Origin of the sequence: Candidatus Brocadia sapporoensis, assembly GCF_001753675.2 — a bacterium.
Lineage (GTDB): Bacteria > Planctomycetota > Brocadiia > Brocadiales > Brocadiaceae > Brocadia > Brocadia sapporoensis.
Map to the genome: position 1 here is coordinate 63,284 of NZ_MJUW02000086.1, position 6,786 is coordinate 70,069.

8 protein-coding genes are annotated in these 6,786 nt (G+C 37.2%); all 8 read left to right on the top strand.

The genetic code is table 11. From position 1 onward, the window contains the following. Window positions 1–236: 236 nt before the first annotated feature. The gene (locus BIY37_RS08175) at window positions 237–554 is read left to right on the top strand and encodes a hypothetical protein (RefSeq protein WP_070067347.1); all 318 of its coding nucleotides are present in this window, start codon (window positions 237–239) and stop codon (window positions 552–554) included. 11 nt (window positions 555–565) lie between these two features. Next, window positions 566–1,363, top strand: a complete 798-nt coding sequence (locus BIY37_RS08180) for a tetratricopeptide repeat protein (RefSeq protein WP_070067348.1) — start codon at window positions 566–568, stop codon at window positions 1,361–1,363. A gap of 182 nt (window positions 1,364–1,545) precedes the next feature. Further along, entirely contained in the window at window positions 1,546–1,821 is a 276-nt protein-coding gene (locus BIY37_RS08185) for a hypothetical protein (protein WP_070067349.1), read from the top strand. A 34-nt stretch (window positions 1,822–1,855) separates the two neighbouring features. Beyond that, window positions 1,856–2,452: a hypothetical protein gene (locus BIY37_RS08190; protein ID WP_143299219.1), complete on the top strand. Its 597-nt coding sequence runs from the start codon at window positions 1,856–1,858 to the stop codon at window positions 2,450–2,452. 42 nt (window positions 2,453–2,494) lie between these two features. After that, entirely contained in the window at window positions 2,495–3,238 is a 744-nt protein-coding gene (locus BIY37_RS08195) for a coiled-coil domain-containing protein (protein ID WP_070067351.1), read from the top strand. A gap of 197 nt (window positions 3,239–3,435) precedes the next feature. Next, window positions 3,436–4,758, top strand: coding sequence for a carboxylesterase family protein (locus BIY37_RS08200; protein ID WP_230402472.1), 1,323 nt, complete (start codon window positions 3,436–3,438; stop codon window positions 4,756–4,758). Between the two features lie 186 nt (window positions 4,759–4,944). Then, a complete protein-coding gene (locus BIY37_RS08205) occupies window positions 4,945–5,544 on the top strand; it encodes a TetR/AcrR family transcriptional regulator (RefSeq protein WP_070067354.1) in 600 nt (199 codons plus the stop codon). 715 nt (window positions 5,545–6,259) lie between these two features. Then, a complete protein-coding gene (locus tag BIY37_RS08210; RefSeq protein ID WP_070067355.1) occupies window positions 6,260–6,661 on the top strand; it encodes a hemerythrin domain-containing protein in 402 nt (133 codons plus the stop codon). The last annotated feature ends 125 nt before the right edge of the window (window positions 6,662–6,786 follow it).

The window sequence follows — 6,786 nt, forward strand, 5'->3', positions numbered from 1 at the left end:
TTTTTAATGATAACACAAATGGAGGAGCATCGGCAAATCTCATGAAAGTGGCTGTTTCTACGAGAGTAAGATAGGACATATTAACTTGACATTTTTCAGGTGGAATGGTATCCTTTTCTAGCAAGGTAATTCATAACGCAGCATAGCCGCAACCAAATCTCCCTATAAAAGAGAGGACGAAGTGGGGAGTAAAATACTTGCGAAAAAAGAAAGATTTTACGCGATAATACGATAACATGCAATATTCTATACTGGCGGAAAGGAGTGATGATTTGAATAATCAGAATAAATCATGCAAGGATAATGCAATTCTTTACGGTCTCGCCTTTGACAACAAGGACAATCATAAAAGAATTACAACCGGTGAAGATTTTTACATTGTGGGCGGTTCTGCAGAAACTCATGATACTCTTGTTGAAAAGGTATTGGAATTCAGTGAGACGGTAAAAAAATATGGTAAAAAATTGAATGATCTTTCTGAATCTGAATTTCATACGATTGCAAAAGAAGTTTCCTCAAAAAACGAAAAAATGTATTGGTTATTTCACATCTGATTTAAAAATAAATGAAAAAATTTTGTTTTACTACCTTGCTATTTTTGAACCTCGTCTACACCGTTGATAATTACGGTGCTGATGAGTTTGGCGACTTTGATGTGCACTATCAGATGGGAAATGAATACAATGACCGTGGGCTGGTTGATTTAGCGATTACAGAATACAAAAAGGCAATTGAGTTAAACAGATACTCTTCGAAGGCCTATAATAATTTAGGCGTGGCTTACAGCAAACAAAAGATGTTTGATGAAGAGATTGCTGCGTATAAAATAGCAATAGAATTGGATCCGCAATATAAAGACGCATACTTTAATCTTGGGATCGCATATGGTGCCAAAGGAATGATTGATGAAGAAATTATGACATATCAAAAGGTTATTACACTTGATCCAAAGAATTTTGAAGCATTCTACAATCTGGGATTTACCTTTCGTGAGAAGGAAATGTATGACGAGTCAATTAAGGCATATAAAAAGGCGATTGAAATCGACCCGCAATCGATAGATACGCACTTTAATTTAGGGGTTTCTTATGGTAAGAAAGGTTTGCTGGACGACGAGATTGAACAATACAAGAAAGTATTGGAGTTGAATCCCAGGAGCGCTGAGGCCCATTTTAATTTGGGAGTTGCATATGGTGAAAAAAAGATGTATGAAAACCAAATCAACGAATACAAAAAGGCTATTGTTATTAATCCAAGATATGCAAAGGCACATAAAAATTTAGAATCCATTTATCGTGGAAAAGGTATGAAGGAAGATGCTGACCGTGAATTATCAATGTACAATGAATTGGTGAAACATTAAGGGATGTGAAATCATAATTTTCGGAAGAACTTTTTAGTATTATTATTCAAAAATTTTTTTTACAACTTTGTTTCACACCCCTTCGTCCTCACTTTAATAAGGGGATTCGGTTATTGCTTCGTAGCGCTATTTTCTTGCGTTTTCCTGTGGAATTGTGAATGATCTTAAGGAGGAAATATTAAATGATTGACAAGTTGGATAAAATAATTACGGAAAAATCTGAAAAGATTATGGCCAATCAAAAAGTGGAAGGATTGGTGAATAATCTAGGTGGGGTGCTATGCTTTGTGTGTGCGGTAGTTTTCGGCATTATGTTTATCGTAGGTGGAGCTAGCCTTATGAAGACCGGCAGGAATTATGTCGTGAAACCATCTGCAGAAGAGAAAAAAGAGGCGGAAGCAGCATCCGGGGCGGCACCGGCGGAGGAAACTACGGCAACAGAACAGAGCGCCGAATAATGACAAAAATAATTTGTAAGAATGAAAAATGGTGATGAAAAACATATTTTCTTTAACCGTCGTTTTTTCTCCGATTCTGTGCTTGTTACTATTAAAGCTAACATACGCTGTTTCTTTGGAACTGTCTGCTGAACAAATAAAAGAGGCCGTTGAATACGGGCAAAAAAATAGAAGTATGGAAATTGCCTTGTTTTCAAAACCATGGACTATCTGTAAAGAAAAAGGAATAGGGACAGCAACATTGTTTACCCCATTCCACAATATTGCATACAAGGCGCGGAAATTTGCTGTGGAACGCAGGGAATTTACTCAGCATGATATTGTGCAAGCAGCGGAGATTGGAGATGATTTCACCTTTTCAGTTACCGTCTATGGTGATGAGTATAATTTTTGTGCTAACTATACTGCTAAGCTTTATTATAAGGATGATGTAATACAACCGGAGTTTGAGTTTGCCCCTGAGATTGCAGAGGCGAGTGAATTCTGGCCCGACCCTCCAAGCCATGCGGCACGCCTGGTATTTAAATTCCCAACTAAGGATATTGATTTGAATGCACTTATAATGCTAGCTGTTGTTGCTCCGGGCGGGGAAGAGACAGTATTTGATTTTCCCTTATCAAAGATAAAATAATTTTATTTCAATACGTATCCGATAAATGAGAGGGGATAGTGTATGAAAAAATACCTTATTATGATTTTGTTAGTCTCGTTCCTAACATCGTTTATGGGATGTGGTGGTGTTTCTAAAAAATCGCAACATGTACAAACAGATTATACGGAAGTGGTTGATCAAAAAATCCGTGAGATTGAAAAGGAAATATCGAATCTGAATGCAACAACCCAAAACCTTGGAAACCGTATTGAAGATCTTTCACAAAAGACCACTGGGCTGGACACAAATTACTCGAAGATACAAAATGCTTTGAATGGATTAAGTTCTAAAGTAGAGTTGAAAGATAATGCATTTGAAACCATTCTGTCTGAAGCACAGAAAAACATCAGTGACCTCCAAAAGAAATTGGCAGAGATTGAAAAGGGAAAAACCGATTTACAAAGTCAGCTTCAAAGTCTTGAGACCCAGAAGTCCCATCTTGTGAGCTCTAAAATTGAACAACAAGCCGTGACAAAGAAAGAAGAGACCAAGGGGATGGTTGAGCAGGGACACGAAATGGCTAAAGAAGTAACCGGAGGAAAGAAGTCTGAAGAAGATAAAAAAATAGAAACAATAGCTTCAGATCATGAAAAAGAGGCATTGCAGAAATTGCTGGACGAAGCTCTCATTTTGTATAGAGACGGGCGTTATAACGAGGCTGTTGGTAAATGGGAGGAAGTACTTGTTATTGAACCGGAAAACCTTGAGGCAAAATTTAACATAGAAATTGCTAAAGAAAAGATTAAGTCCCTTTCTGAAAAATAGTTTTTTATCCGAATCTTATGAACTCTACATGTGATAAGATAAAATCATTTTCCATTTCCCGCCTTTTATAAAAAAATTCTTCAAGCCTGTTAATAGCTTTCCTGTGATCGTTGACAGTCAAACAATACTCCATTTTGGACAGAAGGTCTATGTTATGGTTCTGTCTTTTCTCATTCCGCGTTATCCTCTGCTTTCTTATGCAATTTACGAAAAAAATCTCGTCCATTATAAAATTATTATTTACCATTATGTACAGATCTCTGTTTATTCTGTTGCCTTTTGTTTTGTTTCTTTCTTTATCTCCTTGTGTCGGGCAGGATATCGAATCTATCGGCCGATCATTAGTTAAAAAATATCTTGGAAGCACTGACGAAGAAGAACAACGAGATGCTCTTAAAAATCTTGTTGGCCTGAAAGTAAGCATTGATAAGATTAAAGAATGGGTTAGTTTTTCCGCGAGTTATACACCACAGCAGGCAGGCATACATAGGAAATTGGTACCCGTTGGAGATAAAAAGGGAGAGTGCTTTGTATACCTACCGTCCGATTATTCACCTGACAGACAGTGGCCGGTTGTGCTGGCTTTACATGGCGTTGGAGGCAGCGGCTACGGGCAAATAATGGCATGGTTAAGATCGTCTATGCATAAAGACGACTTTATTTTCATAGCGCCTACCTATGGTTCCGGGTTATGGTGGAGTGAAGAGGGAGAAACAATTATTCTCTCTGCCATAAATAAGGCTAAACAGGATTATCATCTAGATACAAACAAAATTTATATGTCAGGGTTTTCAAGCGGTGGTCACGGTGTTTGGTATTTAGCTATTCGATATCCATCACTCTTTGCGGCTATAAACCCTGTTGCCGGTGAATGTCCCTTGTCTTCTTTATTGATAAACCTGATGCACGTGCCTGCCTATATCATACATGGAGTCAGAGATACGGTAATTCCGGTAGAGGCGGCAAGGGATGCGAATTCAAGGTTAGAGAGACTTCATTATAAAGTCATTTGTAGAGAATTACCCGAACTGAAGCATCAGTTTCCCATGAATGAGACGGGAAGGGTTCTCGAATGGTTTCTGACAAATAAAAGGACGCGGTATCCCAAAAAGATAAAATATTCCACAGAATCCACAAGATACTCCGTTGCCTACTGGGCAGAGATAACGGAGTTCTCCGGGCTAATACGACAGACATCTGGAGTTCCCAGGAATGTTCCTGGGCATTTGATGAGACCTGAAGGATTTCCTGTGACAGCTAGTGTTGAGGCAGAGATAAAGGAGGAAAACAACGAAATTTGGCTGACCACCCATGAAATCAAGACCTTGCGTCTTTATCTGGCAGACGAACTTGTAGACATGGAAAAGCCTCTAAAAATATTGGTAAATGGCAAGTCAATATATTCTGGGAAGATAGAAAGAAATATACGGACTATTCTTGATTCGGTAAAGAAGATGAATGATCAGGAAGCTTTGTTTTCTGCATATATAGACTTAACAATTCCATCTGATGACCAGTAATGGAATACACGGAATATGTCAATGAAGATTAGACTCTAATCATAGCGTCTATCCCCCGACTCGTTCGGGTTAGGGTTATAAAAAGACTAGGTTAAACATCGCTAAATAATTTTCATATTTTATCTTGACATAGACCCTTTTAATTTGTACTGTATTGTGAATGTGCTTTCACAAACGATAACACGTATGAGCTCAGAAAAGTTAGATACAGAAGTCAGACAAGACCAGATAACGCAGGCAGCTCTAAATCTGATTGCAAGCCATGGTTTTAGGGAATTGAGTATGGTCAAAATCGCCCGCAAGGTAGGTATCGTTCCTTCGGCAATCTATCGTCACTTTAAAAATAAGGAAGAAGTGTTAGACGCCGCCCTTGACCAGATTCAAGAAAGGTTACATGACAATGTTGGTATAGTATGTAACGAGACGTCTGAACCGCTCGACCGCCTTAAGCGACTCCTTATATATCATGTTAAACTTATTCGTGAAAGTCAGGGAATTCTTCGTATTGTCCTTTCTGAAGATATTTATGATGGACATTCGGAACGAAGAATAAAGGTGTATAATATTATAAAAGGATATCTCGATAAAATAGATAAAATTGTTAGCCAAGGACAGCAAGAGGGCAAAATTCGACAAGACAGAGACGCGGCAACTATTTCTCTGATGTTTTTAAGTATCATTCAGCAAGCTGCGATTCTCTGGCATATAAGTAATGGGAAGTTTGATGTGACAAGACATGCAGAAAAGGCATGGAGGATTTTTAATGAATATCTTGAGATGAAATAATTTTTTTGACTACAATGTGAATATACATTCACATTGTTTTGAATAATATGATAGTAGTAGATCGATAGAACTTCATAATTAAACAAAATAGCTGATTTATGAAGCGATTGTTGAAGACTTTAGCTGAGCAAGGGATCATCAGCAAGGATATCAAAGTGACGCTGATGAAATCTATGTATCTTAAGTTTATTAAAATATAAAAGGAGAAGGCGTGAGACGTGTACTTGTCACTTACAATGCTTAGATCCTAGAATAGTAATTAGCCGTATCAACAATAAATACTATCTGCTATTCAACCCAAACAATCAATAAGAACAAATTATGTTTTTAAAGTCTTTCTGTATTTTGATGCTTTTTGTAGTTCCTTATTTGCAAAGGCACTGTCAGCGCCCTGGACCGAGTTACCAATTGAAGTGCTGACTATAAAAGACAAAACTACTGACAGCAACCCTAAAGATAAATGAGAAGAATCGGGATAACTACCCGTAGTGATAAAACTCCGTACTTTTATTTTATCTAACTAAAATATTTTATAAAGGAGGAAGACATGGTTTTATCAATGTAAATACCTTTTCATAGGTAAGCCAAAGAAATTGTCTCTATTTTAATTGTGATATGATCCGTTAAATCAATAAACTTAGGTATTAAGATGACGAGATCAGAATATTTCTATAATCGTTTTAGATAATTCTGTCATTTGAAAGGAGTAAACACAATGGGAACTACGGTAAATATTCTTAAAGCGACTCATAAGGCAGCGGCAAACTTATTAGGGCAAATTGAATCTTCAACGGGGCAGAGAAAAGTTGATACCCTTAATACATTAAAAGAGGCATTGTTAGCCCATGTTGGTGAGGAAAATAGAATCGTAAAAGAAGCGGTGGGCAAGCCAAATGCGACCGAATCTTTTAAGTCATCTGCACAAAATTTTGTGAATGAACTTGATGCTTTGGCGAAGAAAGCTTTATTACCGTTCTTTAATAAATACTCATCAGCAAGCCTTGTTAATAGCCCTGATTTTTCAAAAGATTTTCAAGGTATTAAAAAAGCCCTCGCAGACAGGATTGCGTACGAAGAAAGCAATTTCTACCCAGAACTTGAAAAGGCTGGTTATTAAAACGAGATGGTAAAGTTTTAATGGAAATGCTAGTCGTGTGCGGAATATGTTAATGAAAATTAGACACATTTAAAAATAATTTAGACTCTAAAGGTAGAGTCGAATTTTGTTTTGGTTGATTAATC

Coding starts and splice junctions, on each gene's coding strand:
- BIY37_RS08175 (WP_070067347.1), top strand. CDS start 237: ATGCAATATTCTATACTGGCGGAAAGGAGTGATGATTTGAATAATCAG.
- BIY37_RS08180 (WP_070067348.1), top strand. CDS start 566: ATGAAAAAATTTTGTTTTACTACCTTGCTATTTTTGAACCTCGTCTAC.
- BIY37_RS08185 (WP_070067349.1), top strand. CDS start 1,546: ATGATTGACAAGTTGGATAAAATAATTACGGAAAAATCTGAAAAGATT.
- BIY37_RS08190 (WP_143299219.1), top strand. CDS start 1,856: ATGAAAAACATATTTTCTTTAACCGTCGTTTTTTCTCCGATTCTGTGC.
- BIY37_RS08195 (WP_070067351.1), top strand. CDS start 2,495: ATGAAAAAATACCTTATTATGATTTTGTTAGTCTCGTTCCTAACATCG.
- BIY37_RS08200 (WP_230402472.1), top strand. CDS start 3,436: ATGCAATTTACGAAAAAAATCTCGTCCATTATAAAATTATTATTTACC.
- BIY37_RS08205 (WP_070067354.1), top strand. CDS start 4,945: ATGAGCTCAGAAAAGTTAGATACAGAAGTCAGACAAGACCAGATAACG.
- BIY37_RS08210 (WP_070067355.1), top strand. CDS start 6,260: ATGGGAACTACGGTAAATATTCTTAAAGCGACTCATAAGGCAGCGGCA.